Below are 25,169 nucleotides of genomic sequence, written 5' to 3'. Positions count from 1 at the left end.
GCCGCCGGCGGCGTTGTTCCACCTGATCTCGGTGGTTACAACCGTTGACACTGCGCCACCGGGCACGTAAATTCCGACCATGGTTCTTAACTTGACCAGTTCTACCAACTTTACGGGGAAATGATGACCGTCACTCCCGACGCCGCCGAGGCGTCCAAGGTGGACCAGCGGGCCGCCAAATACGAATTGAGCCATCTGCGATCGCTGGAGGCCGAGGCCATCCACATCATCCGCGAGGTCGCCGCGGAGTTCGAGCGGCCGGTGCTGCTGTTCTCCGGTGGCAAGGACTCGATCGTGATGCTGCACCTGGCCATCAAGGCGTTCGCGCCGGGCCGCCTGCCGTTCCCCGTCATGCACGTCGACACGGGCCACAACTTCGAAGAGGTCATCGCCACCCGCGACGCCCTGGTCGAGAAGTACAACCTGCGCCTGGTCGTGGCCAGCGTGCAGGACGACATCGACGCCGGACGCGTCGTCGACAACGGTCCCTCGCGTAACCCGCTGCAGACTGTGTCGCTGCTGCGCGGCATCCGCGAGAACAAGTTCGACGCCGCCTTCGGTGGCGCCCGGCGCGACGAGGAGAAGGCCCGCGCCAAGGAGCGTGTCTTCAGCTTCCGCGACGAGTTCGGCCAGTGGGACCCCAAGAACCAGCGCCCCGAGCTGTGGAACCTGTACAACGGCCGGCACCGCAAGGGCGAGCACATCCGCGTCTTCCCGCTGTCGAACTGGACCGAGTACGACATCTGGGCCTACATCGGCGCCGAGGAGATCGCGCTGCCGAGCATCTACTACGCGCACGAGCGCCAGGTCTTCGAGCGCGACGGCATGCTGCTGGCCGTGCACGAATACCTGAAGCCGAACGACGACGAGCCGGTCATCACCAAGACCGTCCGGTTCCGCACCGTCGGTGACGTCACCTGCACCGGTTGCGTCGAGTCGGAGGCTTCGACCGTCGAGGAAGTCATCGCCGAGACCGCGGTGTCCCGACTGACCGAGCGCGGCGCGACCCGCGCAGACGACCGGATTTCTGAGGCCGGCATGGAAGACCGTAAGCGGGAAGGCTACTTCTGATATGGCAACGTTGCTTCGTATCGCCACTGCTGGCTCCGTCGATGACGGCAAGTCCACGCTGATCGGCCGGCTGCTCTATGACAGTAAGGCCGTCATGGAGGACCAGCTGGCCGCCGTCGAGCGCACCTCCAAGGAACGCGGCCACGGCTACACCGACCTCGCACTGGTCACCGACGGCCTGCGCGCCGAGCGGGAACAGGGCATCACCATCGATGTCGCCTACCGCTACTTCGCCACGGCCAAGCGGAAATTCATCATCGCCGACACCCCGGGTCACATCCAGTACACCCGCAACATGGTCACCGGCACCTCGACGGCGCAGCTGGCCATCGTGCTGGTCGACGCCCGCCACGGGCTGCTGGAGCAGTCGCGCCGGCACGCCTTCCTGGCCTCGCTGCTCGGCATCCAGCACATCGTGCTGGCGGTCAACAAGATGGACCTGATCGATTGGGACCGTGAGCGTTTCGAGAAGATCCGCGACGACTTCCACGAGTTCGTGGCCCGCCTGGACATCCAGGACGTCACCACCATCCCGCTGTCGGCGCTGGCCGGCGACAACGTGGTGACCAAGTCGGACAAGACGCCGTGGTACGAGGGTCCGTCGCTGCTGAGCCACCTCGAAGAGGTGTACATCGCCGGTGACCGCAACCTCATGGACGTCCGCTTCCCGGTGCAGTACGTCATCCGCCCGCAGACCCACGAGCACGCCGACCACCGCAGCTACGCGGGCACCATCGCCAGTGGCGTCATGCGCCCCGGCGACGAGATCGTCGTTCTCCCAACGGGAAAGACCAGCACCATCACCGCGATCGACGGCCCCACCGGGCCGCTCGAGGAGGCCTTCGCGCCCATGGCGGTATCGGTGAGTCTGGCCGACGACATCGACATCTCGCGCGGCGACATGATCGCTCGTGTGCACAACCAGCCGCACACCACGCAGGAATTCGACGCCACCGTGTGCTGGATGTCCGACGACGCGAGCCTCGAGCCGGGCCGGGACTACATCATCAAGCACACCACCCGCACCACGCGGGCCCGGGTTTCGGACCTGGACTACCGGCTGGACGTCAACACCCTGCACCGCGACAAGAGCGCAACGGCGTTGAAGCTCAACGAACTCGGCCGCGTCACGCTGCGCACGCAGCAGCCGCTGCTGCTCGACGAGTACTCGCGCAACGCCGTGACGGGCTCGTTCATCCTGATCGACCCGGACACCAACGGCACCGTCGCCGCGGGCATGGTGCGTGACACCACGCCGGCGGCCAACCGGTCGGCCAGCCCGAACGCGGTGCGGCACGCCAACCTCGTCACGGCCGAGGACCGGTTGTCGAAGGGCAGCACGGTGTGGTTCACCGGCTTGTCCGGCTCGGGTAAGTCGTCGGTCGCCATGCTGGTGGAGCGCAAGCTGCTCGAATTGGGACGTCCCGCATACGTTCTCGACGGCGACAACCTGCGCCACGGGCTGAACTCGGACCTGGGCTTCTCCATGGCCGACCGCTCGGAGAACCTGCGCCGCCTGGCCCACATCGCCACGCTGCTGGCCGACTCCGGCCAGATCGTGCTGGTGCCGGCGATCAGCCCGCTGGAAGAGCACCGTGAGTTGGCGCGAAAGGTCCACACGGACCAGGGATTCGAGTTCTTCGAGGTGTTCATGGACACCCCGCTGGCCGACTGCGAGGCCCGCGATCCCAAGGGGCTCTACGCCAAGGCGCGTGCCGGTGAGATCACGCACTTCACCGGTATCGACAGCCCGTACCAGCGGCCGAAGAACCCGGACCTGGCGCTGGTGCCGGGTGATCTGGATGCTCAGGCGCAGCGCGTCGTCGACATGCTGGTGGCGCCGCGATGACCGATCACGAGGTTGCCGAGCGGCTGGCCACCCGCGCGGGTGACCTGCTGCTGGACGTGCGGGCCGAGTTCGCCACGGCCGACGCTTCCGAGCGGAAAGCGGCGGGGGACAAGCGCTCTCACGAGTTCCTGATGACGGAGCTCGCACGCTTGCGTCCCAATGACGCGGTGCTCTCGGAGGAGGCGACGGAGGAGGAACGGGCCAACAGCGCCCGCCTGACCTCCGACCGGGTGTGGATCATCGACCCGCTCGATGGCACCCGCGAGTTCTCCGAGCTGGACCGTGACGACTGGGCCGTGCACGTGGCGCTGTGGGAATCCGGCGAGCTGGTCGCCGGCGCCGTGGCGCTGCCCGCGCAGAACACCACGCTGCACACGCCCGAGGTGGCCGCGCCCTTCGCGGTCGACGGTCCGCCGCGCATCGTGGTGTCCCGCACCCGCCCGCCGGCCATCGCGCTCGCGGTGCGTGACGCCCTTGACGGAGTCCTGGTCGAAATGGGCTCGGCCGGAGCCAAAGTCGCGGCCGTGATCCAGGGCCGGGCCGACGTCTACGTCCACGCCGGTGGTCAGTTCGAGTGGGACTCCGCCGCGCCGGTCGCGGTGGCCCGCGCTGCCGGCCTGCACACCTCGCGGATCGACGGTTCGCCGCTGGTCTACAACCGCGAGGACCCGAAGCTGCCCGACCTGGTGGTGTGCCGGCCGGAACTGGCCGAGCGGGTGCTGGCGATCACCGCGACGCAGTAGCTCTCGCGACATCGACGAAAATGGCTGTGGGGACGCATGTTCCCACAGCCATTTCGCGCATCTCGGACGACTGCGTCCAGCCATGCAGACTCCGTAGCGGGAAAAATCCCTCAGTGCAGCCGAAGTGGTGATGTGCCGATGGTTATTGAAGCCAGGGACTGTTGACGGCCCGAAAACGTCCCTGGCTTCAACAATGACAGTCGAGAGTGCCTCGTGATTGAAGCTACGGATTTCTCTTGGGGCCTATCGAGCTACGCCGACGCGGTAACCGGCAGCGGCGCATTGGCTTTCGCTGGTGCAACGGTGCGAACCGCGACGAGGCAGGCGATCGCGATCGCAAAGCACGCCGCCGTGTACCACAGGCTGCCGATCGGATCCCCGTGCGCGGTAACGCCGTTGACCGCGCCGAAGTAGGCGGGCAGGGCACTGAGCCAGAGCGCCGCCATGACGACCAGGTAGGCGACGGCGTAGCCGATCAGCCATGGCGGGCTCACGTAGCGCGGTTCGGTCGGGCTGGCGACGGTGCCGCGCAGCCGGCGCCATTGCGTCACCAGCGCCCAGACCGCCACGGCGCACACCGCCACGAGTTCCGCCGCGTAGGCAATACCGCCCGCGGTGCTGCTGCCGGTGACGCCGCCGATCACGGTCGCGGGCAGCGGCAGGATCGCGGTACCCAGTGAAGCCAACACCCCGGCAACCACAGTGCGCCAGACGATTTCGAAACCGGTGAAGCGGCGGCCCCGATCAGCGTGCCGGCCCACGAAGAACTGCACACAGAGCGCCAGCGACATCGGCCACAGCGCGGCGAAGACGACGACGCTGGGCAGCGGTACGGAGTCGAACATCGGCTGGTTCATCGGGTTGTGCACCGACCATTCCCACCACCGCAGCTGCGGGCCCAGATGGTCGAAGATCTCGTAGAACGCGTGGTGGACGAACCCGACGCAGACGGCGCCGACCAGGGTGCCGTACCGCCGGAAAACCCCTAGGCTGCGCACGATTTCGAAGGCGACGGTCGCCATCATCGGGTAGATCGCGACGATGTACAGCGGCAGCCGGCCCCACAGGAAGTCCAACGTGAACACGTTGTGCGCGAACATGGTGTCGACGCGGTCGGCGATGCCGAAGGCTGCGGGGAAGTACAGCGGCGGCTCGATGATCAGCAGGTAGGCGACGGCGCCGAACCACAGGGCGATGTTGGTGGCGTCACCGTGGCGGCGCAGCCGGATGATCGCGTAGACCAGGGTCAGCACCGCGCCGGTGATCACCGTCAACTCCAGGACCGGCAGGGTCCAGTTCTCCAGCTGCAGGGGATTGCGGACCTCGAGCAGGCCGCCGGCCGTGTCGCAGGAAAAGCCAAGGCGCCCGGCGAGATCGGCGAACGTCGGGGAACACAGGTCAGACATGGGCGCTCTGCTTTCCGGCGGTGTACCAGTGGGTGACGTCGTAGCCGGCGTCGTAGCGATCGAACCATTCGGCCGCGAGTGCGGGCAGCTTCTCGTGCTCCGGGTTGTGGCCCGGAATCTGGCTGCGGACGATGCCTGACAGCGCCACCAATTGCTCGCGGACCGGCAGGTCGTGGAACGCGCTCGTGAACGGCCCGAAGTCCGGGATGCGGCCCAGCTTCTTCAGGATCGTGTTCTTGCGGCGCTCGAGCGCGAACGCCGACAGCGCGTCGACCTTGCGGACTTCCAGCGGCAGATGCTTGTTGAACCCGTTGCACGCCATCCGCACGCAATCCATCACGTGCTTGAAGATCGACGGCGCCACCCGCATGCGGTACCACGGATCGTCGACCAGGCCGTTGTAGATGATGAGCGCCGAGCTCCGGTGCTCGACCTCTTCGACGAAGTGCCACAAGAACAGTGACGCGACGCGGTCGTCGCCTGGCGCGAACAACGTGTCGTCGTGGTCGAGCATCAATTTGAAGACCGGCGTGAACGTCGCCTCGAGGTCGGCGGTGTAGGCCAGCCGATATTTGAGCGGTTTGTTGGCGACGAGGCCGTCGAACGCGGCGATCACCTCGTCGAGGGTCTCCTTGAGCTCCGGGTGGGCCTTGATGAGGCCGCGGGCATGGGCGCGGTGGGCCATCGAATGCTGCCCCTCCTGCCGGACGAAGGCGTCGGCCTCCTCGGCGATCACCGGGTCGGTCAGCAGCGGCTTGGCCTCGGCCATGGTGCTGACGATCATCTTCTCGAACGCAATTGCCAAGAAGGACACGGCATTTGCCATTGCGGAGAACGCGGGGTTGGTCTCGTTCCAGAGGAACGGCACGGGGTGGTCCGCGAAAGCGAACCGCATCTTGCGGACCTGGAGATCGGTCACTGGGCACCTCGATCAGTAATCATACAAATTATGTCGCCTGTGTATGGTTACAGTGTTGGCGAACATCCGTCAATGCCCGGGGCGGTGCCGGCCGTGTACCGTCCGGCGGATGGCACGCAAACGTCGCGGTTGGGGAGGGGAGCCGCCCGCCGATGACGACGAGGCGACCCGCCGCATCGTCGCCGCGGCAGTCGAGCTGCTCGCCACCACGGGCACCGCGATCACGATCGCCGACGTCGCCGAATCGCTCGGTGTCATCCGGCAGACGGTGTACCGGTACTTCCCGACGGCCGACGAGTTGATGCGCGCCGCCGCCATCGCCTCGGTCGCAGGCTTTTTGGATCTGCTCAGCGAGCACGTGCGGGGGATTCACGATCCCGCCGACGCGATGACCGAAGGCGTGCTCTACACACTCGACGCCGTGGCCCGGACACCGCACCTGGGCATCCTGATGTCGGCGCCGTACGTCAGCGCGCACAGCAGTGACATGGCGTCTGCCGAGGCGCAGGACTTCGGCATGCAGATGATCGCGCGGTTCGACGTCGACTGGGCGAGTTACGGATACGACGACGCGGCGCTGCGCGAGCTGGTCGAATTCACGCTGCGCATCATGCTGTCCTACTTCCTCGCGCCGGCAGGGGACGGGCGCACTCCCGACGAGTTGCGGGCGTTCATCCGGCGGTGGCTGGGCGCGGCGATCCTGGGGCAAGAATCTGCCCGCTGATCGATCGGTGGCGATAACAGCCGGTCAGGGCTAGTTTGTGTTCGTATGCGTACTCATCTGTCCACTCGTCGTCTGATGGCCGCGGCCGGCGGCGCCGCACTCCTTGCCATGGGCGTGCTCACCGCGGGCTGTAGCAACAACGGCGGGCAGTCGCCGTCGACCACCACCACAACGACGACGACCTCGTCGCCGGCGCCATCGGCGACGCCGACGGAGAAGAGCATCAGCCCCACCGGAGGCAACCTGTTCAGTCCGGCTGTCACGGCGCCGGGCGCGCCGAGCGTCGCACCCGGTCTGCATCCGGGTCTCAACGGCAACAACTAGCCTCGGGCGGGGGACGTCGAAAGCGATTCCCGCCGAAGCTAATTCGTCGGCAGGGTGGGCGGCCCGGCCGGCGCCGGATCGTTGCCGACGTTCGGGCACGCGACTTTGAGCTGGTGCACGAGCGTCGTCATCGGGTGGTATCCATCCATGAAGGTCTGGTCGGGACGCCAGTCCGGTGGGGCACTCGGCCTGCCCCGACTGACCATGTCGAGTTTGTCTGCCAGTGCGGTTACCTTGTCACGCAAGGTCATATCGGTGATCGAGGCCGCGTCACTGCGCACTGCGGCCGCCGCGGTGGCAGAGTCACGGGCAATGGCGGCGGCATCGGCGGAGCGGGTCAGTCCGAACTGAATGGCGGGCAAAGCCTCTGACCAATGCCGCACTGCTTGGTCGACCTGCCGGCAGTCGGCGCTGGCCTCTTGCTGCGGCGGTGCACTCGAACTGTCCGCTTTGTTGATGGCGATGAGAACCAAGATCGGCACGGTGACAGCCAGCAGCGCCAGCAGGATCTTCGGCCTCGACCAGTCCGGTAGCCCCACCAATTCAGCCTAACCGCCGCCGCACGCCACTAGGCTCACAACATGACTCGCCCCACCCTGCGTGAATTGTCCAGCCTGCCTGTCGAACCGGTCCGCCTCGCGGACTCGGCCCTGGTTCTGATCGACTGCCAGAACACCTACACGCAAGGGGTGATGGAGCTCGAGGGTGTGCAGGACGCTCTCGATGAGACCGCCGCACTGCTCGACCGTGCCCGCACGGCCGGCATTCCCGTCATCCACATCCAGCACGACGATGGGCCGGGCTCGCTGTACGACATCGTGGGCGAGTCCGGTGCGATCGTCGACCGGGTGGCGCCGCGGGGCGACGAGCCGGTGATCGTCAAGCAGTTTCCCAACTCGTTCGTGCAGACCGATCTCGATGAGCGGCTCAAGGCGCTGGGCGCGTCGAACCTGGTGCTAGCCGGCTTCATGACGCACATGTGCGTGAATTCCACCGCCCGTGGCGCGTTCAGCCTCGGGTACGCGCCGACGGTCGTGGCCGCCGCGACGGCGACGCGCACCCTGGCCGGCCCCGACGGTCAGGCGGTGCCGGCCGCGGCGCTGCAGGCGGCGAGCCTCGCCGGCCTGGCCGATCTGGTGGCGGTGGTCGCGCCCAACGTCGCAGCTATTCCGGACTAATCCGACCCGGAATGGCATGATTGGCTGATGCGGATGTCAGCCAAGGCGGAGTACGCCGTCCGCGCCATGGTCGAACTGGCCGCCGCCGACGCCGGTGCGCTGGTCAAGACCGAGGATCTGGCCAAGGCGCAGGGCATTCCCGCGCAGTTCCTGGTCGACATCCTGACCAACCTGCGCACCGACCGTCTGGTGCGCAGCCACCGCGGCCGCGACGGTGGCTACGAGCTGGCCCGGCCGGCCGCGGACATCAGCATCGCCGACGTCCTGCGCTGCATCGACGGCCCGCTGGCGAGCGTCCGCGACATCGGACTCGGCGATCTGCCGTACTCCGGGCCGACGGCCGCCCTCACTGACGTGTGGCGCGCCCTGCGCGCCAGCATGCGCTCGGTACTCGAACAGACCAGCCTCGCCGACGTGGCCACGGGCAAGCTCCCGGACCACGTCAGCACGCTGGCAGGCGACTACCGCACCCAGGAAGCCCGCCGCGGCCACAGCTAGCCCCCCGGTTCACAGCTAGCCCTTCATTGCCGCGAGCGGCCGTGTTTTTACGCCGACACACCGTAATTCGCGTGCAATTTCGTCGCGCTCGCGGCGGATGAGCGGCCGCTAACTGCCCGCCGCCGCGATGCCCGCGATCAGCATCCGCAGCCCGCCGTCGAAATCGTCCTCGACCGACACGGTCGCGGCCACCTCGGACAGTGCGGCGATGTGCGGGTACCGGACTCCGGCGGCCGATCCGATCCGGGCCGCGGTCTCGGCGGCGTCGCCCGAGAACGGCCCGGCCAGCTGGGCCTGCGCCGAGCCGGTCACCAATCCCAGCACCGCGTGAAACGCGGACAGCCTGGCAGCGTCGGACAGGCCGGCCCGCTCGAGCGCGCCGACGAGCGCGTCGGCGGCAGCGAACCCCGTGGCCGACGCCATTCGCCGGGTCAGGACGAGGGGGATGGCGGCCGGGTGGGCCCGCACGCCGCGCCACACCGCGGACGCCGTTGCATGGACATCAGCGGCCCAGTCGTCGGTGGGTTCGGGCACCTCGATCCCGGCGGACACCGCGGCGACGACGAGTTCTTCCAGGCCCTCTTTGTCGGCGACGTAGTTGTACATCGTCATCGGCCCCGTGCCGAGTGCCGCGGCCAGGGACCGCATGCTGAGCGCCGCCAAACCGGATTCGTCGACGATTCGCAGTGCAGCGGAAGCGATTTCGTCCGTGGTGAACCGTGCGCGCATGAGCACCCCCTTGACGAGTACGTCGTACGTGTTGAAGTGTAGACGATACGTACAGCGTACTTATGTGAGGAGTTCAGATGACATCAGCGATCCCGGTCGAGCAGTTGCACTTCGTCAGCGGTGGAGACCGTTGCGCCGCGTGGCTCACGTTGCCGTCGACCCCTGGTCCGCATCCCGCCGTCGTCCTGGTGCACGGTCTCGGCGCCACCCGCGACATGATGCTGTCGCAGTACGAACAGCATTTCGCCGCCGCGGGCATTGCCACCTTGTCCTTCGACTACCGGTTCAACGGGGCCTCCGAAGGCGAACCGCGGCAACATATTTCGATTCCTGAACAATGCCGGGACGTCGACGCCGCAATCGATTACCTACAGCGGCACCCGCAAGTCGACGCCGACCGCATCGGCTTGTGGGGCACGAGCCTCGGCGGCATGAACGTGGTGCGGGTGGCCGGCAGCCGCACCGACATCGCCGCCGCGGTGGTGCAATGTCCCATCACTCACGGGCCGGCATCGGCCCGCAGCGTCGGCATCCGGGGTGCGCTGCGGCTGACACCGGCGATCGTCCACGACGCGGTGCGTGCGCTTCTCCGGCGCGGACGTCGCTACGTGCCCATCGTGGGACAGCCCGGGACCGACGCGCTCGTGACGGTGCCCGGAGCCGAGAACGGGTGGCGGTCGACGGTGCCGGCCGGCACCGCGTTCGACAATCGGATCACCGCGGTCGACGCCGCGCTGCTGATCACGAGATCGGCGCTGCGCCATGCCGCGACGGTCCAGGCGCCCCTCCTGGTGTGCGTCTGCGATGACGAGACGCTGATGGATCCGCGGTACGCCCAAGCGGTGGCCGAGCGAGCGCCGCGCGGGATCGCGCGGCACTACGCATCCGACCATTTCGCGATCTACCACCCGCCGCTGGTGCGGCGAGTACTCGACGATCAGCTCGCCTTCCTGACGGAGCACCTCTGATGTCCGCGCGTGATGCGTTGCGCGCCAACGACGAACGATTCGCCGACGTCGTTGCCGGCCTGACGCCGCAAGAATGGGCCGCACCGAGCCTGTGTGTGGAGTGGAGCAACCGCGACGTGCTGGGACATCTGGTGGTCGGATGCAGTCATCCCGTCGGCGCGTTCGTGGGGGAGATGATCCGGCACCGCGACTTCGACCGCGCCAACACCGCCACTGCCACCGAACGCGCACGGGGCCGCAGCGCCGAACGCCTGCTGGACGATTTCCGAGCCGTCAGCGCCCGTCCCGCCGGCGTCGGCCGATACTTTCCGGCCCGGCTACTGCTGGGCGACCACATCACCCACGAGCTGGACATCCTGTTCGCCGTCGGCCGGGAACCGGACATCCCGGCCCACCTGCTCAACACGGTCCTGGACACCCAAGTCGCCTTCCCCAACCCGTTCGTCCCCGCATACCGCAACAGCCGGGGTCTTCAGCTCAGCGCCGTCGACACCGGCTGGCGTCACGGCACCACCGGGCCGGCGGTGGAGGGCACGGCCGCCGAGCTGATCTCGGTGCTCGGCAACCGGCCGAAGGTGTTGCCCCGGTTACGCGGCCCGGGCGCCGTGACACTGGCGGACCGGGTGCTCAGCCGCCTGAGCCGTACGGCCGGGTGATGATCTCCAGGTAATGCCCGCTGGGATCCTGGAAGTAGACGCCCCGGCCACCGTCGTTGCGATTGATCTCGCCGGGATGCTGGCCGCGCGGATCGGCCCAATATTGCAGTCCGCGTTCACGAATCCGGCCGTAGATCGCGGTGAACTCATCCTCGGACACCAGGAACGCGTAATGCTGCGGGACGACATTTGTCCCCTCTGGGACCTGGGCGAAATCCAAGCTGACGCCGTGGTTCAGTTCGACGGCGAGGAACGGCCCGCCTTCTTGGGCGGGAGGCAAACCGAAGAGCTCGGTGAAGAAGGTGGCCGCGGCCGAGCGGTCGGTCGAGTGGACGATGGTGTGGTTGAAGGTGATGGCCATATTCCTCCGTTCTACCCGTTCACGAGCGTCGCGTCACTGCCGCGGTGTGCGGCCCCTGCCTGTCATGATCTAAGTATGGCGTTCGACCTGCGTGAGCTGGCAGTTCCGGTGATTGTCGCGCCGATGGCCGGTGGGCCATCGACGCCCGAGCTGGCCGCTGCGGGGTCGGCGGCCGGTGGCCTGGGATTCGTGGCAGCCGGCTACCTGACGGCGCAGACGCTGGCCGACCGCATCACCGCCGCACGCGCGCTGACCACCGGCCCGCTGGGCGTGAATCTCTTTGCCTCGCAGCCCAGTACCGCACAGCCCCGCGAGATCGAGCGGTACGCGACCGAACTCGCTGCCGAAGCCACCCGCTACGGGGCGGCGCTCGGCGATGCGACATTCAACGATGACGACTGGGCGGCCAAGCTCGACGTCGTCGCCGACCTGCGGCCCGACGTCGTGTCCTTCACCTTCGGCGGGCCAACCGCCGACGAGTGCGCGCGGTTGCGGCAGGCCGGTATCACCACCGTCGCAACGGTCACCACCGCGGACGAAGCCGCGCAGGCCGCAACCACTGGGGTGGACGCCCTCGCCGTGCAGGGCCCCGGCGCCGGCGGCCACCGCGGCACCTACGATCCGCTGGCCGCGCCCGCCACGCAGCCACTCACCGAACTGCTGGCCGACGTACTCGCCACCACCGAACTGCCCGTCGTCGCCGCGGGCGGCCTGATGACCGGCGACGACGTCGCCGCCGTGATCGCCGCCGGTGCCGTGGCCGCACAACTCGGCACGGCATTTCTGCTCGCCGAGGAGTCTGGCTCCAGCCCGGTGCACCGCGCCGCACTCGTCGATCCACGGTTCACCGAAACCGTTGTCACCAAAGCCTTCTCGGGACGGTACGCCCGCGGGCTGCGCAACCGGTTCATCGACGAACACGACGAGCAGGCGCCGCTGGGCTATCCCGAGGTGCATTACCTCACCAGCCCGCTGCGCAAGGCGGCGGTGGCAGCCGGCGACCCGGACGGGACAAACGTCTGGGCGGGCACCGGATTCCGGAAAATCCGGTCGGGTTCGGTCGCCGACATCATGGCCGGGCTCGCGTGAGCATCGGGAAAGGAGCAGGCATGCGAACCGTTGTCGCGATCCCGTTGGCGGTGGCCTGCGCCTGGCCGATCACGGTCGCTCATGCCGACCCCGTCCAGGTACCGCGCTGTGCCACTGCGCAACTGACACCGAGCCTCGGCCCGCCCGACGGTGCCGCCGGGACGACGTTCTATCCGGTGATCCTGAAGAACTCCGGGGACGCCCCGTGCAGCATGTCGGGTTATCCGGCGGTGTCGTTCATTGCCGGCTCCGACAACCATGTGGTCGGCGTGGCCGCCAGTCAGGATGCGGAGACCGTCATCGGTGTCGTGGTGATCGAACCCGGCCAGTCCACCGCGGCGAACCTCGGCATCGTCAACGCGGGCAACTTCCCGGCCGACTGTAATGCCGTGCCGGTCAGCGGATTGCAGGTCAACCTGCCGGGTGACACCGAGCCCATCATCATCGGCCATGCTGATACCGCTTGCGCCAGTACGGCTTACCCGACCTTGCGGGTGGGGCCGTTCACCGGCGCGTAGTGACGGTGATGCTGCCATCATCGGTCCGTGCGGTGATCTGAGCGACGGCGCGGGCCGGATCCTCGGTCTGCGGCACGCGCACCTGCGCGTGGTCGCCCGCCTGTGCCCGCACCAGGTACGGCCCACCGGTCGGCACGGTGATGTCGATGTCGGAGTCCCGGTTGGTGACCTCCACGGTGCGCGGAGCGACCTCTTTGAAGTCCACCGCGATGTGGCCATCGGTCGAGTCGGCGATGAACGCGTCGGTGACGACGATCGGCTCACGCGTCTGCACATCGCCGCTCTGGGTGTGGATCTCGATCCGGCGGGCGTTGCCACCGAGGATCACCGCGCCGTCGGTGTTGTGGACGGTCAGCTGATCCAGATCGGTCAGACTCAGCATCACGCCGACCTGCTGCTTGGTGGTGACCGAAAGCCGGTGTGCGACATCGGGAGGCAGCGTCACCATGATCTCCCCGGGCGGCCCGAAGTCGAACAGCGGCGACGGTGTGCCGGTCACCGTGAGGCTCACAGCGCCACCGTTGCGGGTGACCTTCAGGGCCTGGTGATCGTCTTTTGCGGTATTGAGCAGCCGCATCCGGACCCGTGGCTCATGGGCATTGCGGTCGCTGGCGATCCTGATGGCAGTCGGCAGATCGCCGGTGTCGATCGTCAGGGAGCTGAAATCGGCCGGCAGGGTCTCGGTTTCGGCCGCGACGCGCACCGAGCTGATGCCCCAGGCCAATCCGCCGATCCCGGCGGCCGCCGACAGCGTCACGACGAGGGCGGTCACCACCAGCAGCGAGCGCATCGCCGACCGGCCGCCCGGGGTCAGCGCGGGCGGCGTGGCGGTGTCGGCCGGCGGTGCGGTATCCAGATTCGAAGTCATGGGAAAGTCCTTTTCTCTCTTCAGGATTCGAGATAGCGCAAGACGGCGAGGACCCGCCGGTTCTCGCTGTCGTCGGGCGTCAGGTCCAGCTTGGTGAAGATCGATGCGATGTGTTTCTCGGCGGAGCCGATCGAGATGTGCAGCAGCCCTGCGATGGCCGAGTTGGTCTTGCCTTCTGCCATCAGCTGCATGACTTCCTGCTCGCGCGGGGTGAGCACGGCCAGGGTGGAGCGGCGGTGGGTGCGCACCAGGATTTGGGACACCACCTCCGGGTCCAGGACGGTGCCACCCGTCCCCACCGTGGTGACGGCGTCCAGGAATGCCGGGACGTCGGCGACGCGGTCCTTGAGCAGGTAGCCGAAACCCCTGGTATCCGAGGCGATCAGGTCAGCCGCGTACCGTTCCTCGACATAGTGCGACAGCACCAGCACCGGTGACTCGGGATTCTGGCTGCGCAGCAGCGCGGCGGCGCGGATGCCTTCGTCGGTGAAGGTCGGCGGCATCCGGACATCGACGATGACGAGGTCGGGGTTGTGCTCGTTGACGGCCCGCAGCAGCTCGGTGGCATCGGGCACCCCAGCGAGCACGTCGTGGCCGGCGTCGATCAGGATGCGCTCGATACCCGCGCGCAGCAGGGCCGAATCCTCGGCGATCACAATGCGCATGGCAGTACCGCCGTCACGGTCGTCGTTCCGGTTTCGGGGCTCGAGACGGCGAAGGTGCCCCGCGCCGCGCGCACCCGCTCACCGAGTCCGCGCAGGCCCGTCGTGTCGTCGCCGGTCGTCTGGGCCCCGCCGATACCGTCGTCGAACACCGAGATGTGGAGCTGGTCGGTGGGCTCGTGGTAGCGCACCGTGACCACGGCGTGGGTGGCCTGGGCGTGCTTGGCGATGTTGGTCAACGACTCGGCGACGACGAAGTACGCGCACGACTCCACCTCGTCGGAAAAACGTTTCGGCAGTTGCAGTTCCAGCGTCACCGGCACGCCGGCGGTTTCGGTGCGCTGCACCACCGCCGACAGTGCGGCGTCCAGGCCGCGGTCGGCCAGGATCGTCGGCGCGATGCCGCGCACCACATTTCGCAGTTCGAGGAGCGCGGCCTTGGCGTCGTCGTGTGCCTCGGCGATCAGCTTGCGGGCCTCGGGCAGGTCCGAGTCGAGCTTGGTCTGGGCCAGCCCGATCGTCATGGCCAACGACACCAGCCGGGGCTGCACACTGTCGTGCAGGTCGCGTTCGATGCGGTGCCGTTCGGTGGACGCCGACGACACCGCGCCGCGACGGGCCTGGTGCAGGGCGCTGACCTCATGCTGCAGCGCCGCCGTCGGCGATGCCGGCAGGAGCCACCGGTCGACGGCGGCGTCCACCCGGGGACCGAACACCAGGATGCCTGCGGCGGCGGCCAGCGCGATGATGGCCAGCAGCCAGGACAGCGGCGGGGAGATGAAGCTCAGTCCGGCAGCGGGATCGCTGTTGTGGATCGCGGTCGCCGCGGCAGGACCGAGCAGCGCGAAAGCCAGCAGGGAGAAGGCCAGCCCGACCGCGAAGATGTCGAAGACCATGCGCAGGTAGCTGTGCGCCAACACCTTCCAGAACCGGCCGCTGCTCACGTCCAGCCAGAGTTGGTGGGCCCAACCTTGAAAGCCGCTGTAGGGCGTCAGCTTTCGGTAGGGGACGGCGATGCCGAAGCCGAACACCGCCTCGCTGCGCAGCCGCTCGACCCGGTCGGTGGCGCGGACGGCGTAGACGAACACCACCCCGCCGAACACCGTCCCGATCACCGAGGGGATCGAGGTGACGGCGAGGATGAGCAGGGACAGCGGTATCCAGAACCAGATCATGCCGGCGAACGCGCCGACGATCATCGACGACGTCGGGACGACACCGAGGTCTGATGCGCGTGGCACCGGCGGCGTCGTTGTCGGATGTGTCGGCTCGGCCGACGCGGGGTCTGTAGCTGTTGCGACCATGCCTCCAACTTAGGCACCGGCGGAGCCCGGAGACACGGCGTTTTCCCGCGACATCTCTGGGGGTAAACCCCCACTGGTTCGCCCTGTACCGGGCCTTGCCGGTCCGCTCATGGCCGGGGTCCGGCCGGTCGACCCCAACCCTCGCGCTGGACGCGCATGCCAGAATCGGCTGTGTGCAGATCGGGATGACGATGCCAGTGATGGAGCCCAACCTCGATGCGGCAACGCTGACGGCGTGGGCAAGAGTGATCGACGGCGGGCCCTTCTCGTCCCTGTGCTGGGGTGAGCGCATCGCGTTCGACAATCCCGATTCCCTGACGCTGCTCGGCGCCCTGGCGGCCTGGACCGACCGCGTGCGGCTCGTCACCACGGTGATCGTCCCGCAACTGCATGATCCGGTGATGCTGGCGAAAGCGCTTGCCACGGGCGACATGCTCAGCGGTGGACGGCTGACGGTCGGCCTCGGCGTCGGGGGACGGCACGAGGACTACAACGCCGTCGGTGCCGACCCGAAGACCCAGACCATGCGCGGCATGGCCGAGCGGGTCGCGCTGATGAAGCGCGTCTGGGCGGGGGAGAAGCTCACCGAATCCGTGCTGCCCGTCGGACCCGAGGCCGTCCAACCGGGTGGCCCGCGATTGCTGGTCGGCACCATCGGTCCGAAAACCATACGCAGCGCGGCCAATTGGGCGGACGGCGTGGCCGGTACCACGCTGGACCTCAACGTGGAGCGTGAGAGCGAACTGTTCGACGTCGCCCGGGAGGCGTGGGCCGAGGCGGGAAAACCCAAGCCGCACTTGGCCACGTCGTTCTGGTTCGCCCTCGGGGAGAAGGACGAAGCGCGCAACCAGGTGCACCGGCACCTGCGCCGGTACATGAACTGGATTCCCGAGGAGTACGTCGACGCGATGGCGCCCACCACGGGCTGGGCCGGCACGGAGGACGAATTGCTCGACGTGCTGCAGAAATTCGATGACATCGGCACCGACGAGGTGCATCTCATCCCCACCAGTTCGGACATCGACCAGCTGCGCCGGGTGGCCGACGTGGTCAAGGACTTCACCGGAGAGGCGGCGCTGTGAGTCGTGCGACGGACGTGCTGGCCGGCTTGCCCGAGGTGCGGGTGTGGCAGGAGAACCTGTACCGGGACCTGCACGAGCACCCGGAGCTGTCACATCAGGAACATCGCACCGCAAAGCTGGTGTCGGACAAGCTGAACGAGCTCGGCTATGAAGTGACAGACGGAATCGGCGGCACCGGCGTGGTGGGCATTCTGCGCAACGGTGACGGTGCGGCGGTCCTCATGCGCGCCGACATGGACGCGCTCCCCGTCGCCGAGGCCACCGGGCTGCCCTACGCCAGCACGGTGCGCGGCGCCGACGCCGCCGGCAAGGACGTGCCCGTCATGCACGCGTGCGGCCACGACACCCACGTCACCTGCCTGCTCGGTGCGGCCGCGCTGCTGGCCGACGGGCGAGATCACTGGCAGGGCACCGCGATTGCGTTGTTCCAGCCGGCCGAAGAGGTCGGCGGCGGTGCCGCCGGCATGGTCGCCGACGGGCTGGCGGACGTCGTCGGCAATGTCGATGTGGCGCTGGGTCAGCACGTCGCTCCGGCTCCGGCCGGATACGTCGGCACCCGCAGCGGGCCGGTGATGGCCGCGGCCGACAGCATCCGCGTGACGGTCTACGGCCGCGGCGGCCACGGGTCCATGCCCAACGCCACCATCGATCCCGTTGTGCTGGCCGCGATGATCGTGATCCGGCTCCAGACCATCGTGTCGCGCGAGGTCGCGCCGACCGAGACCGTCGTACTCACCGTCGGCAGCATCAACTCGGGCACCAAGAGCAACATCATCGGTGACCACGCCGTGCTGGAACTGAATCTGCGCACCTACGACGAGGCGGTGCGCACCGCCGTCATCGCGGCCATCAAGCGCATCGTCATCGCCGAGTGCCAGGCGTCGGATTCACCGAAGGAGCCGGAATTCGAGTTCTACGACCAGTTTCCGGTCACCGACAACGACGAAGCCGCCACCGCCCGGGTGCACGACGCGTTCGTCGAACAGTTCGGCGACCGCGTGCTGGCCATCCCGCAGGCCTCCGCGAGTGAGGATTTCAGCGACATCCCGCGCGCGCTCGGCGTGCCGTACACCTATTGGATGTTCGGCGGCATCGATGCCGCCGAATTCAGCCGTGCCGCCGAAGCCGGCCGGATCAGTCAGGACATCCCGGTGAACCACTCGCCGACGTTCGGCCCGGTGATTCAGCCGACGCTCGACACCGGCACCGAGGCGCTCGTGGTCGCCGCGTTATCCTGGCTGTAGCCCTTTGGGCGGTAGGCGATTTCGAAGAGGCACGCCGCCAGGACACACAGTGCGATGGCTTCGATCATCTGGATGATGAGCATCGTCCACGTGGTGTGGGCGACGGCGACGAAGAACTGCATGTTGGGGATGACGACGAACAGGCCGCCCCAGATGCCCCACCAGGCGGCCTTGCCCAGCCCACGGCCCGGGTACAGCCGCAGGAACAGGAAGCACAGCATCGTCAGCTGCAGGACGTACGTGAACCCGAGAAACGGGAACAGGTCCATGATTTCGGCGAGCGGGCGCTGCGGGTAGTCGGCCGCCGGGTAGCTGTTGCCGAAGAGTGCCGGTCCTGCGGTCTTGTGGAAGACGACGTCGAGGATGAACGTCAGAATCGATACCGGTAGCGCCACCGCCAAGAAGCGTCCCCACCCGAATTGCTTGCCCATGACATCCTTCCGATCTCGAGATTCGGCTTGTTCCTATCCCGCTCGGGCACACAGCGGATGCCGGTGTCCCGGCAGCCGGGCACTGAACGTCCGAATGATCTGCGCGAAGTTGCGTTTGACCAGCGGTTCGGCGGGTAACCTCCGCGTTGGACACTGCCTCGGTGTGGGACGGGAGTAACGGTGAAGATCAAACTTGTGGCGCCCGTGGGGATCGCCGCGATCGTGTTCGGTATGGCCGGCATGACGGCAGGCTCTGCTTCGGCGGCCAACAACATCAAGCCGTTCGGACAGCAGGAGACGCTGAACGAGATCGGCTACACGGTCAAGGGCCTGAAGCCGAGTTCGGACCCCGTGCCGCACAACGGCCAGCTCTACTCGGCGACCGTGACCGTCGAAGGGGTGGGCGGCTGGGCCAACCCGATCACCGCGTTCTTCAACGCCCGGGCCGAGAGCGGGGCGAACTACCGCGTGATCGGTGGCGGTCTGCCGTCGGCACCGCCCGGCGGGACGTCGACCGGCAAGCTCTACTTCGACGTCGTCGGCGACGTGCCCAACAGCGTCGTCTACAACGACGGTATGCAGGACCTGTTGGTCTGGGTGCCGCGCGGTCCCGCGGGCGACGCATCTGAGGATGTTTCCGACACCCCCGTCGGCACCAGCGAGATCATCAGCACCCCACCCGCCGAGAGCGCACCGCCTGCGGAGGGGACGCCGACCGGGGGCAACCTGTTCACGCCTGAAGTCATGGCGCCGCCGCCGTTCGAGCTCTCCGAGTCGGACGTGGCGTCCCCGGGGTACAACTCGGGTAGCGGCCGTCGCTGAGCACTCTGATTGCGGTCGGGGGTGCTTGGGCCGGCAAGACGTGCGGAACCGCACGTGAAAGTTTGATTGGGTGCCCCCGGCAGGATTCGAACCTGCGGCCTTCTGCTCCGGAGGCAGACGCTCTATCCCCTGAGCTACGGGGGCGCTTGATGCTGGCGAGCCAGCGGCGCCGTTGGGCGATCACAGACTAGCGCATCGGTGGCCCGCCTCCCGAATCGGTGCGGACTGCCTACCGACCAGCAGGTGACCGATGACAAGCCTGAGCAGCTCAGCCCATAGGATGGACCCCCGTGACCCCCGCCGATCTGGCTGAACTGCTCAAGAACACCGCCGCCGTGGTCCTGGTCGAACACGACCTGGACATCGCCGCGCTGCCCGAAACAGTGGCCATCGAGCGTCCGCGCAACCCCGAGCACGGTGATTACGCGACCAACCTGGCGCTGCAGCTGGGCAAGAAGGTCGGCGTCAACCCACGTGACCTGGCCGAATGGCTCGCAGAGCGGCTGAACGACGCCGACGGTATCGCCGACGCCACCGTTGCCGGTCCGGGCTTCGTGAACCTGCGCATCGAGGCGTCCGCGCAGAGTGTCGTCATTCTCAACGTGTTGGGCGCCGGCGACCGCTACGGCACCTCCGAGGAGCTCAAGGGCCGCCACATCAACCTGGAGTTCGTCTCGGCGAACCCGACCGGACCCATCCACATCGGCGGCACCCGCTGGGCCGCCGTCGGTGACGCGTTGGGCCGCCTGCTGGCCACGCAGGACGCCACCGTCGTCCGCGAGTACTACTTCAACGACCACGGCGGGCAGATCGACCGCTTCGCCCGCTCGCTGGTCGCGGCGGCCAAGGGCGAGCCGGCCCCGGAGGACGGCTACGGCGGCGACTACATCAAGGACATCGCCGCCGACGTCGTGGCCAAGCGGCCCGACGCGCTGAGCCTGCCCGCCGACGAGTGTCAGGAAGTCTTCCGCGAGCTCGGCGTGGACCTGATGTTCGGCCAGATCAAGCAGTCGCTGCACGACTTCGGCACCGACTTCGACGTCTACACCCACGAAGACTCGATGCACACCTCGGGCCGGGTGCAACAGGCCATCGACAAGCTGCGTGACAACGGCTCGATCTACGAGCAGGACGGCGCAATCTGGTTGCGCACCACCGACTTCGGTGACGACAAGGACCGCGTCGTCATCAAGAGCGACGGCAACCCGGCATACGTCGCCGGTGACATCGCGTACTACCTGGACAAGCGCCAGCGCGGTTTCGACCTGTGCATCTACATGCTCGGCGCCGACCACCACGGCTACATCGGCCGTCTCAAGGCCGTCGCCGCCGCGCTCGGCGAGGACCCGGCCACCGTCGAGGTGCTGATCGGCCAGATGGTCAACCTGCTCAAGGACGGCCAGCCGATGCGCATGAGCAAGCGCGCCGGCACCGTGATCACCCTCGAGGACCTGGTCGACGCCATCGGCGTGGACGCGGCGCGCTACGTACTGATCCGGTCGTCGGTGAACAGCCCCATCGACATCGACCTGGGGTTGTGGGCCAGCGCGTCCAACGAAAACCCGGTCTACTACGTGCAATACGCGCACGCGCGGCTGTCGGCCCTGGCGCGCAACGCGGCCGACCTCGGCCTGCAGTCCGACCTCGGTCACCTCGACCTGCTCAGCCACGATCGCGAAGCCACGCTGATGCGCACCATCGGCGAGTTCCCGCGGGTCCTCAAAACCGCTGCGGCCCTCCGGGAACCGCACCGTGTGTGCCGCTACCTGGAAGACCTGGCCGGTGACTACCACCGGTTCTACGACTCCTGCCGCGTGCTCCCGATGGGCGACGAAGAGCACAGCGACCTGCACCGGGCGCGCCTGGCGCTGTGCGCGGCCACCCGCCAGGTCATCGCCAACGGTCTGCAGATCCTCGGCGTGAGCGCTCCGGAGCGGATGTGAGCGGGCAACCGACCGGCAACGTGGTGCCGGAGAAGCCGCAGACCCCCGACGAGGTCAACCTGCTGGCGCCGAATGTCTGGCCGCGCAACCTGGTTCGGGGTACCGACGGTCAGGTCAGCATCGCCGGTGTGACGGTCAGTGCACTGGCCGAGCAGTTCGGCACGCCGCTGTTCGTCATCGACGAGGACGACTTCCGCTCGCGGTGCCGCGAGATCGCCGACGCCTTCGGTGGCGGCGAGCACGTGCACTACGCCGGAAAAGCCTTCCTGTGCGCCGAGATTGCGCGCTGGGTCGCGCAGGAGGGCCTGTGCCTCGACGTCGCCACCGGCGGCGAATTGGCCGTGGCCCTGCACGCCGACTTCCCGGCCGAGCGAATCACGGTGCACGGCAACAACAAATCGGTCTCTGAACTGAGCGCCGCGGTCGCGGCGGGCGTCGGGCACATCGTGCTGGACTCCGAGATCGAGATCGAACGCCTGGAGGCCATCGCCGGCGCGGCCGGTGTGGTGCAGGACGTCCTGGTCCGTGTAACCCCGGGCGTCGAGGCGCACACCCACGAGTTCATCTCCACCGCCCACGAGGACCAGAAGTTCGGTCTCTCGCTGGCGAGCGGCGCGGCGATGGACGCGGTGCGCAAGGTCTTCGCCACCGACAACCTGCGGCTGGTCGGTCTGCACTGCCACGTCGGCTCGCAGATCTTCGACGTCGCCGGGTTCGAGATCGCCGCCCACCGCGTCATCGGCCTGCTGCGCGACGTCGTCGCCGAATTCGGTGTCGAGAAGACGGCGCAGATGTCCGTCATGGATCTCGGTGGGGGACTGGGCATCTCGTACCTGCCCAGCGACGACCCGCCACCGATGAAGGAACTGGCCGACAAGCTCAAGGCCATCGTCAAGGCTGAGTCCGAGGCCGTCGGCCTGCCCACGCCCAAGCTCGTCGTGGAACCCGGCCGCGCCATCGCGGGCCCCGGCACCATCACGCTGTACGAGGTCGGCACCGTGAAAGACGTTGCCGTTTCGGCCGACAAGTACCGGCGTTACGTCAGCGTCGACGGCGGCATGAGCGACAACATCCGGCCGTCGCTGTACGACGCCCAGTACGACGCCCGGCTGGTGTCGCGCGCCAGCGACGCCCCCGCGACGCTGGCCCGGATCGTCGGAAAGCACTGCGAGACCGGCGACATCATCGTCCGGGACACCTGGGTGGCCAGTGACGTGGGTCCTGGCGACCTGATCGCGGTCGCCGCCACCGGCGCCTACTGCTATTCGATGTCGAGCCGGTACAACCTGCTGACCCGTCCCGCCGTCGTCGCGGTGAAGGACGGCAACGCACGCCTGATCTTGCGTCGGGAGACCGTCGAAGACCTGTTGAGCCTGGAGGTGAGTGGTCAATGAGTGAAAAGCCAATCGGCGTAGCAGTTCTCGGACTCGGGAACGTCGGGACCGAGGTGGTCCGGATCATCGAGAACAGCGCTGACGACTTGGCCGCTCGCATCGGTGCGCCCCTGGAACTGCGCGGCGTCGGTGTCCGCAAGGTCGCCAAGGGCCGCGGCGTGCCCGTCGACATGCTCACCGACGACATCGAGGCCCTGGTCTCGCGTGACGACGTCGACATCGTCATCGAGCTGATGGGCCCCGTCGAGCCGGCCCGCAAGGCCATCATGGCCGCGCTGGAGCAGGGCAAGTCGGTGGTCACCGCCAACAAGGCGCTGATGGCGCAGTCCACCGGCGAACTCGCCCAGGCCGCCGAAAAGGCGCGCGTGGACCTGTATTTCGAGGCGGCCGTGGCCGGTGCGATCCCGGTGATCCGGCCGCTGACCCAGTCACTGGCGGGTGACGTCGTGCTGCGGGTCGCGGGCATCGTCAACGGGACCACCAACTACATCCTGTCGGCGATGAGCGAGACCGGCGCCGACTACGCCGACGCGCTCGCCGAAGCCGGCGTGCTGGGCTACGCCGAGGCCGACCCCACCGCCGACGTCGAGGGCTACGACGCCGCCGCCAAGGCCGCCATCTTGGCGTCCATCGCGTTCCACACCCGGGTCACCGCCGACGACGTCTACCGCGAGGGCATGACGAAGGTCAGTGCCGCCGACTTCGAGTCCGCCAAGGCGCTGGGCTGCACCATCAAGTTGCTCGCCATCTGCGAGCGGCTGACCACCGGTAAAGGCAAGCAACGGGTTTCGGCCCGTGTCTACCCGGCACTGGTGCCGCTGGATCACCCGCTGGCCTCGGTCAACGGCGCGTTCAACGCGGTCTTCGTGGAGGCCGAGGCCGCCGGCGAGCTGATGTTCTACGGCCGCGGCGCCGGTGGGGCGCCGACGGCGTCGGCCGTCATGGGTGACGTCGTCATGGCCGCGCGCAACCGCGTGCAGGGTGGCCGTGGTCCGCGGGAGTCGAAATACGCCAAGCTGCCGATCGCCTCGATCGGCGCCATCGAGACCCGCTACTACGTCAGCATGAACGTGGCGGACAAGCCCGGTGTGTTGTCTTCTGTCGCAGCCGAATTCGGCAAGCGTGAGGTCAGCATCGCCGAGGTCCGCCAGGAGGGCATGGAGGACGAGTCGGGTCAGCGCAGCGGCGCCCGCATCGTCGTCGTCACCCACCGGGCCACCGATGAAGCGCTGTCGGAAACCGTTGCGGCCCTTGCCGATCACGAAGCAGTGCAGAGCATCAACAGTGTGCTGCGCATGGAAGGAACCAGTAAGTAATGAGCGTGCACAAGCCGTGGCCCGGGCTGATCGAGGCCTACCGGGATCGTCTGCCCGGCACCGAGAACTGGACGCCGGTCACCCTGCTCGAGGGTGGCACCCCGCTCATCCACGCCAAGCGGCTGAGCGAGCAGACCGGCTGCACAGTGCATTTGAAGGTCGAGGGGCTGAACCCGACCGGTTCGTTCAAGGACCGTGGCATGACCATGGCCGTGAGCGACGCCGTCGCCCGTGGCCAGAAGGCCGTGCTGTGCGCGTCCACCGGCAACACCTCGGCGTCGGCGGCCGCCTACGCGGCGCGTGCCGGTATCACCTGCGCGGTGCTGATCCCGCAGGGCAAGATCGCGATGGGCAAGCTGGCGCAGGCAGTCATGCACGGCGCCAAGATCATTCAGGTGGACGGCAACTTCGACGACTGTCTGGAGCTGGCCCGCAAGCTGACCGCCGACTACCCGACCATCGCCCTGGTCAACTCCGTCAACCCGGTCCGCATCGAGGGGCAGAAGACCGCCGCGTTCGAGATCGTCGACGCCCTCGGCACCGCCCCTGACGTGCACTCGCTGCCCGTCGGCAACGCCGGCAACATCACCGCCTACTGGCGCGGCTACAGCGAGTACCACCGCGACGGCGTGTCCGACCGGCTGCCCCGCATGCTCGGCACGCAGGCCGCCGGTGCGGCGCCGCTGGTGCTCGGCGAGCCCGTCAAGAACCCCGAGACCATCGCCACCGCGATCCGGATCGGTTCGCCGGCTTCGTGGGACGGCGCCGTTGCGGCACGGGAGCAGTCGGACGGTCGCTTCCTCGCTGCCACCGACGAAGAGATCCTGGCCGCGTACCACCTCGTCGCCAAGGCCGAAGGCGTGTTCGTCGAGCCGGCCTCGGCCGCCAGCATCGCCGGTCTGCTCAAGTCCATCGAGGACGGCTGGGTCAAGCCCGGCTCGACCGTGGTCTGCACCGTCACCGGCAACGGCCTCAAGGACCCCGACAACGCCCTCAAGGGTATGCCCGAGGTCAAGGCCATCCCGGTCGATCCGACCGCCGTGGTCGAACAGCTCGGACTGGTCTGACGC

General features: G+C 67.8%; 27 protein-coding genes and 1 tRNA gene. 18 read left to right on the top strand and 10 right to left on the bottom strand.

From position 1 onward, the window contains the following. Positions 1-120: 120 nt before the first annotated feature. Genes cysD through VXD91_RS28065 form a run of 3 tightly spaced genes read left to right on the top strand, consistent with a single transcriptional unit; the run spans position 121 to position 3,663 of the window. Positions 121-1,071, top strand: coding sequence for a sulfate adenylyltransferase subunit CysD (cysD, locus tag VXD91_RS28075; protein WP_212812552.1), 951 nt, complete (start codon positions 121-123; stop codon positions 1,069-1,071). Between the two features lies 1 nt (position 1,072). Beyond that, positions 1,073-2,920 carry a sulfate adenylyltransferase subunit CysN gene (gene cysN, locus VXD91_RS28070; protein ID WP_346416910.1) on the top strand — a complete coding sequence of 616 codons (1,848 nt, stop codon included), beginning with the start codon at positions 1,073-1,075 and terminating at the stop codon, positions 2,918-2,920. Beyond that, a complete protein-coding gene (locus VXD91_RS28065; protein ID WP_346416909.1) occupies positions 2,917-3,663 on the top strand; it encodes a 3'(2'),5'-bisphosphate nucleotidase CysQ in 747 nt (248 codons plus the stop codon). The genes cysN and VXD91_RS28065 overlap by 4 nt, the downstream gene beginning before the upstream one ends. A 251-nt stretch (positions 3,664-3,914) precedes the next feature. Here VXD91_RS28065 and VXD91_RS28060 read toward each other — a convergent pair whose 3' ends face one another. Both VXD91_RS28060 and VXD91_RS28055 read right to left on the bottom strand, forming a co-directional pair. Continuing rightward, positions 3,915-5,069, bottom strand: a complete 1,155-nt coding sequence (locus VXD91_RS28060; RefSeq protein ID WP_346416908.1) for a hypothetical protein — start codon at positions 5,067-5,069, stop codon at positions 3,915-3,917. Beyond that, positions 5,062-5,988, bottom strand: a complete 927-nt coding sequence (locus tag VXD91_RS28055; protein WP_346416907.1) for a metal-dependent hydrolase — start codon at positions 5,986-5,988, stop codon at positions 5,062-5,064. The genes VXD91_RS28060 and VXD91_RS28055 overlap by 8 nt, the downstream gene beginning before the upstream one ends. Positions 5,989-6,097: 109 nt before the next feature. Here VXD91_RS28055 and VXD91_RS28050 point away from each other — a divergent pair, with 109 nt between their 5' ends. Together VXD91_RS28050 and VXD91_RS28045 are read left to right on the top strand one after the other, a co-directional pair. Beyond that, a complete protein-coding gene (locus VXD91_RS28050) occupies positions 6,098-6,712 on the top strand; it encodes a TetR/AcrR family transcriptional regulator (protein WP_346416906.1) in 615 nt (204 codons plus the stop codon). 45 nt (positions 6,713-6,757) lie between these two features. Then, positions 6,758-7,036: a hypothetical protein gene (locus VXD91_RS28045; RefSeq protein WP_346416905.1), complete on the top strand. Its 279-nt coding sequence runs from the start codon at positions 6,758-6,760 to the stop codon at positions 7,034-7,036. A 38-nt stretch (positions 7,037-7,074) separates the two neighbouring features. Here VXD91_RS28045 and VXD91_RS28040 read toward each other — a convergent pair whose 3' ends face one another. After that, complete coding sequence (locus VXD91_RS28040; protein WP_346416904.1) at positions 7,075-7,575, bottom strand: hypothetical protein; 501 nt, start codon at positions 7,573-7,575, stop codon at positions 7,075-7,077. 42 nt (positions 7,576-7,617) lie between these two features. Between VXD91_RS28040 and VXD91_RS28035 the strand changes: the two genes are divergently transcribed. Both VXD91_RS28035 and VXD91_RS28030 read left to right on the top strand, forming a co-directional pair. Beyond that, positions 7,618-8,214: a cysteine hydrolase family protein gene (locus VXD91_RS28035; protein ID WP_346416903.1), complete on the top strand. Its 597-nt coding sequence runs from the start codon at positions 7,618-7,620 to the stop codon at positions 8,212-8,214. 27 nt (positions 8,215-8,241) lie between these two features. After that, a complete protein-coding gene (locus VXD91_RS28030; protein WP_212812542.1) occupies positions 8,242-8,712 on the top strand; it encodes an RrF2 family transcriptional regulator in 471 nt (156 codons plus the stop codon). 108 nt (positions 8,713-8,820) lie between these two features. Here the strand turns inward: VXD91_RS28030 and VXD91_RS28025 are convergent, their stop codons facing one another. Continuing rightward, positions 8,821-9,441, bottom strand: coding sequence for a TetR/AcrR family transcriptional regulator C-terminal domain-containing protein (locus VXD91_RS28025; RefSeq protein ID WP_346416902.1), 621 nt, complete (start codon positions 9,439-9,441; stop codon positions 8,821-8,823). 77 nt (positions 9,442-9,518) lie between these two features. Here VXD91_RS28025 and VXD91_RS28020 point away from each other — a divergent pair, with 77 nt between their 5' ends. Beyond that, complete coding sequence (locus VXD91_RS28020; RefSeq protein WP_346416901.1) at positions 9,519-10,409, top strand: alpha/beta fold hydrolase; 891 nt, start codon at positions 9,519-9,521, stop codon at positions 10,407-10,409. After that, positions 10,409-11,065 (top strand): maleylpyruvate isomerase family mycothiol-dependent enzyme, encoded by a 657-nt coding sequence (locus VXD91_RS28015; protein ID WP_346416900.1) that lies wholly within the window; start codon positions 10,409-10,411, stop codon positions 11,063-11,065. The genes VXD91_RS28020 and VXD91_RS28015 overlap by 1 nt, the downstream gene beginning before the upstream one ends. Here the strand turns inward: VXD91_RS28015 and VXD91_RS28010 are convergent. Further along, positions 11,037-11,426, bottom strand: a complete 390-nt coding sequence (locus tag VXD91_RS28010; protein ID WP_346416899.1) for a VOC family protein — start codon at positions 11,424-11,426, stop codon at positions 11,037-11,039. The genes VXD91_RS28015 and VXD91_RS28010 overlap by 29 nt on opposite strands. Positions 11,427-11,501: 75 nt before the next feature. On the opposite strand from VXD91_RS28010, the gene VXD91_RS28005 reads away from it, so the two are divergent. Together VXD91_RS28005 and VXD91_RS28000 are read left to right on the top strand one after the other, a co-directional pair. Continuing rightward, complete coding sequence (locus VXD91_RS28005) at positions 11,502-12,515, top strand: nitronate monooxygenase (protein WP_346416898.1); 1,014 nt, start codon at positions 11,502-11,504, stop codon at positions 12,513-12,515. Positions 12,516-12,535: 20 nt separating this feature from the next. Next, the gene (locus VXD91_RS28000; RefSeq protein WP_212812536.1) at positions 12,536-13,033 is read left to right on the top strand and encodes a DUF4232 domain-containing protein; all 498 of its coding nucleotides are present in this window, start codon (positions 12,536-12,538) and stop codon (positions 13,031-13,033) included. Here VXD91_RS28000 and VXD91_RS27995 read toward each other — a convergent pair. The 3 genes from VXD91_RS27995 to VXD91_RS27985 are packed head-to-tail and all read right to left on the bottom strand — an operon-like array spanning position 13,020 to position 15,867. Then, positions 13,020-13,901, bottom strand: a complete 882-nt coding sequence (locus tag VXD91_RS27995) for a DUF4097 family beta strand repeat-containing protein (protein WP_346416897.1) — start codon at positions 13,899-13,901, stop codon at positions 13,020-13,022. The genes VXD91_RS28000 and VXD91_RS27995 overlap by 14 nt on opposite strands. A gap of 20 nt (positions 13,902-13,921) precedes the next feature. After that, positions 13,922-14,566, bottom strand: coding sequence for a response regulator transcription factor (locus VXD91_RS27990; protein WP_212812534.1), 645 nt, complete (start codon positions 14,564-14,566; stop codon positions 13,922-13,924). Next, positions 14,554-15,867 (bottom strand): sensor histidine kinase, encoded by a 1,314-nt coding sequence (locus tag VXD91_RS27985; RefSeq protein WP_212812533.1) that lies wholly within the window; start codon positions 15,865-15,867, stop codon positions 14,554-14,556. The genes VXD91_RS27990 and VXD91_RS27985 overlap by 13 nt, the downstream gene beginning before the upstream one ends. Positions 15,868-16,052: 185 nt before the next feature. Between VXD91_RS27985 and VXD91_RS27980 the strand changes: the two genes are divergently transcribed. Both VXD91_RS27980 and VXD91_RS27975 read left to right on the top strand, forming a co-directional pair. Further along, positions 16,053-16,949 (top strand): LLM class flavin-dependent oxidoreductase, encoded by an 897-nt coding sequence (locus tag VXD91_RS27980; RefSeq protein ID WP_212812532.1) that lies wholly within the window; start codon positions 16,053-16,055, stop codon positions 16,947-16,949. Continuing rightward, positions 16,946-18,193 (top strand): amidohydrolase, encoded by a 1,248-nt coding sequence (locus VXD91_RS27975; RefSeq protein ID WP_346416896.1) that lies wholly within the window; start codon positions 16,946-16,948, stop codon positions 18,191-18,193. The genes VXD91_RS27980 and VXD91_RS27975 overlap by 4 nt, the downstream gene beginning before the upstream one ends. On the opposite strand, the gene VXD91_RS27970 is transcribed toward VXD91_RS27975, so the two are convergent. Beyond that, entirely contained in the window at positions 18,133-18,624 is a 492-nt protein-coding gene (locus VXD91_RS27970) for a hypothetical protein (protein WP_346416895.1), read from the bottom strand. The genes VXD91_RS27975 and VXD91_RS27970 overlap by 61 nt on opposite strands. Before the next feature lie 180 nt (positions 18,625-18,804). On the opposite strand from VXD91_RS27970, the gene VXD91_RS27965 reads away from it, so the two are divergent. After that, positions 18,805-19,446 (top strand): DUF1942 domain-containing protein, encoded by a 642-nt coding sequence (locus VXD91_RS27965; protein ID WP_346416894.1) that lies wholly within the window; start codon positions 18,805-18,807, stop codon positions 19,444-19,446. 71 nt (positions 19,447-19,517) lie between these two features. Here the strand turns inward: VXD91_RS27965 and VXD91_RS27960 are convergent. After that, a tRNA-Arg gene (locus VXD91_RS27960) sits at positions 19,518-19,590 on the bottom strand. Positions 19,591-19,736: 146 nt separating this feature from the next. Between VXD91_RS27960 and argS the strand changes: the two genes are divergently transcribed. Genes argS through thrC form a run of 4 tightly spaced genes read left to right on the top strand, consistent with a single transcriptional unit; the run spans position 19,737 to position 25,166 of the window. Next, positions 19,737-21,389, top strand: coding sequence for an arginine--tRNA ligase (gene argS, locus VXD91_RS27955; protein WP_212812511.1), 1,653 nt, complete (start codon positions 19,737-19,739; stop codon positions 21,387-21,389). Between the two features lie 23 nt (positions 21,390-21,412). Beyond that, positions 21,413-22,783, top strand: coding sequence for a diaminopimelate decarboxylase (gene lysA, locus VXD91_RS27950; RefSeq protein WP_346416967.1), 1,371 nt, complete (start codon positions 21,413-21,415; stop codon positions 22,781-22,783). Then, positions 22,780-24,099, top strand: a complete 1,320-nt coding sequence (locus VXD91_RS27945; RefSeq protein ID WP_212812509.1) for a homoserine dehydrogenase — start codon at positions 22,780-22,782, stop codon at positions 24,097-24,099. Before lysA ends, VXD91_RS27945 begins: the two co-directional genes overlap by 4 nt. Then, positions 24,099-25,166 carry a threonine synthase gene (thrC, locus tag VXD91_RS27940; protein ID WP_346416893.1) on the top strand — a complete coding sequence of 356 codons (1,068 nt, stop codon included), beginning with the start codon at positions 24,099-24,101 and terminating at the stop codon, positions 25,164-25,166. The genes VXD91_RS27945 and thrC overlap by 1 nt, the downstream gene beginning before the upstream one ends. Positions 25,167-25,169: the final 3 nt, after the last annotated feature.

The organism is Mycobacterium sp. SM3041 (assembly GCF_039668335.1).
Lineage (GTDB): Bacteria > Actinomycetota > Actinomycetes > Mycobacteriales > Mycobacteriaceae > Mycobacterium.
This window is presented reverse-complemented; position numbering and strand designations above follow the sequence as displayed.

What these genes read in the sequence shown, in the direction of transcription:
- cysD (WP_212812552.1), top strand. Translation starts at nt 121, where the DNA reads ATGATGACCGTCACTCCCGACGCCGCCGAGGCGTCCAAGGTGGACCAG.
- cysN (WP_346416910.1), top strand. Translation starts at nt 1,073, where the DNA reads ATGGCAACGTTGCTTCGTATCGCCACTGCTGGCTCCGTCGATGACGGC.
- VXD91_RS28065 (WP_346416909.1), top strand. Translation starts at nt 2,917, where the DNA reads ATGACCGATCACGAGGTTGCCGAGCGGCTGGCCACCCGCGCGGGTGAC.
- VXD91_RS28060 (WP_346416908.1), bottom strand. Translation starts at nt 5,069, where the DNA reads ATGTCTGACCTGTGTTCCCCGACGTTCGCCGATCTCGCCGGGCGCCTT.
- VXD91_RS28050 (WP_346416906.1), top strand. Translation starts at nt 6,098, where the DNA reads ATGGCACGCAAACGTCGCGGTTGGGGAGGGGAGCCGCCCGCCGATGAC.
- VXD91_RS28045 (WP_346416905.1), top strand. Translation starts at nt 6,758, where the DNA reads ATGCGTACTCATCTGTCCACTCGTCGTCTGATGGCCGCGGCCGGCGGC.
- VXD91_RS28035 (WP_346416903.1), top strand. Translation starts at nt 7,618, where the DNA reads ATGACTCGCCCCACCCTGCGTGAATTGTCCAGCCTGCCTGTCGAACCG.
- VXD91_RS28030 (WP_212812542.1), top strand. Translation starts at nt 8,242, where the DNA reads ATGCGGATGTCAGCCAAGGCGGAGTACGCCGTCCGCGCCATGGTCGAA.
- VXD91_RS28025 (WP_346416902.1), bottom strand. Translation starts at nt 9,441, where the DNA reads ATGCGCGCACGGTTCACCACGGACGAAATCGCTTCCGCTGCACTGCGA.
- VXD91_RS28020 (WP_346416901.1), top strand. Translation starts at nt 9,519, where the DNA reads ATGACATCAGCGATCCCGGTCGAGCAGTTGCACTTCGTCAGCGGTGGA.
- VXD91_RS28015 (WP_346416900.1), top strand. Translation starts at nt 10,409, where the DNA reads ATGTCCGCGCGTGATGCGTTGCGCGCCAACGACGAACGATTCGCCGAC.
- VXD91_RS28010 (WP_346416899.1), bottom strand. Translation starts at nt 11,426, where the DNA reads ATGGCCATCACCTTCAACCACACCATCGTCCACTCGACCGACCGCTCG.
- VXD91_RS28005 (WP_346416898.1), top strand. Translation starts at nt 11,502, where the DNA reads ATGGCGTTCGACCTGCGTGAGCTGGCAGTTCCGGTGATTGTCGCGCCG.
- VXD91_RS28000 (WP_212812536.1), top strand. Translation starts at nt 12,536, where the DNA reads ATGCGAACCGTTGTCGCGATCCCGTTGGCGGTGGCCTGCGCCTGGCCG.
- VXD91_RS27995 (WP_346416897.1), bottom strand. Translation starts at nt 13,901, where the DNA reads ATGACTTCGAATCTGGATACCGCACCGCCGGCCGACACCGCCACGCCG.
- VXD91_RS27990 (WP_212812534.1), bottom strand. Translation starts at nt 14,566, where the DNA reads ATGCGCATTGTGATCGCCGAGGATTCGGCCCTGCTGCGCGCGGGTATC.
- VXD91_RS27985 (WP_212812533.1), bottom strand. Translation starts at nt 15,867, where the DNA reads ATGGTCGCAACAGCTACAGACCCCGCGTCGGCCGAGCCGACACATCCG.
- VXD91_RS27980 (WP_212812532.1), top strand. Translation starts at nt 16,053, where the DNA reads ATGACGATGCCAGTGATGGAGCCCAACCTCGATGCGGCAACGCTGACG.
- VXD91_RS27970 (WP_346416895.1), bottom strand. Translation starts at nt 18,624, where the DNA reads ATGGGCAAGCAATTCGGGTGGGGACGCTTCTTGGCGGTGGCGCTACCG.
- VXD91_RS27945 (WP_212812509.1), top strand. Translation starts at nt 22,780, where the DNA reads ATGAGTGAAAAGCCAATCGGCGTAGCAGTTCTCGGACTCGGGAACGTC.
- thrC (WP_346416893.1), top strand. Translation starts at nt 24,099, where the DNA reads ATGAGCGTGCACAAGCCGTGGCCCGGGCTGATCGAGGCCTACCGGGAT.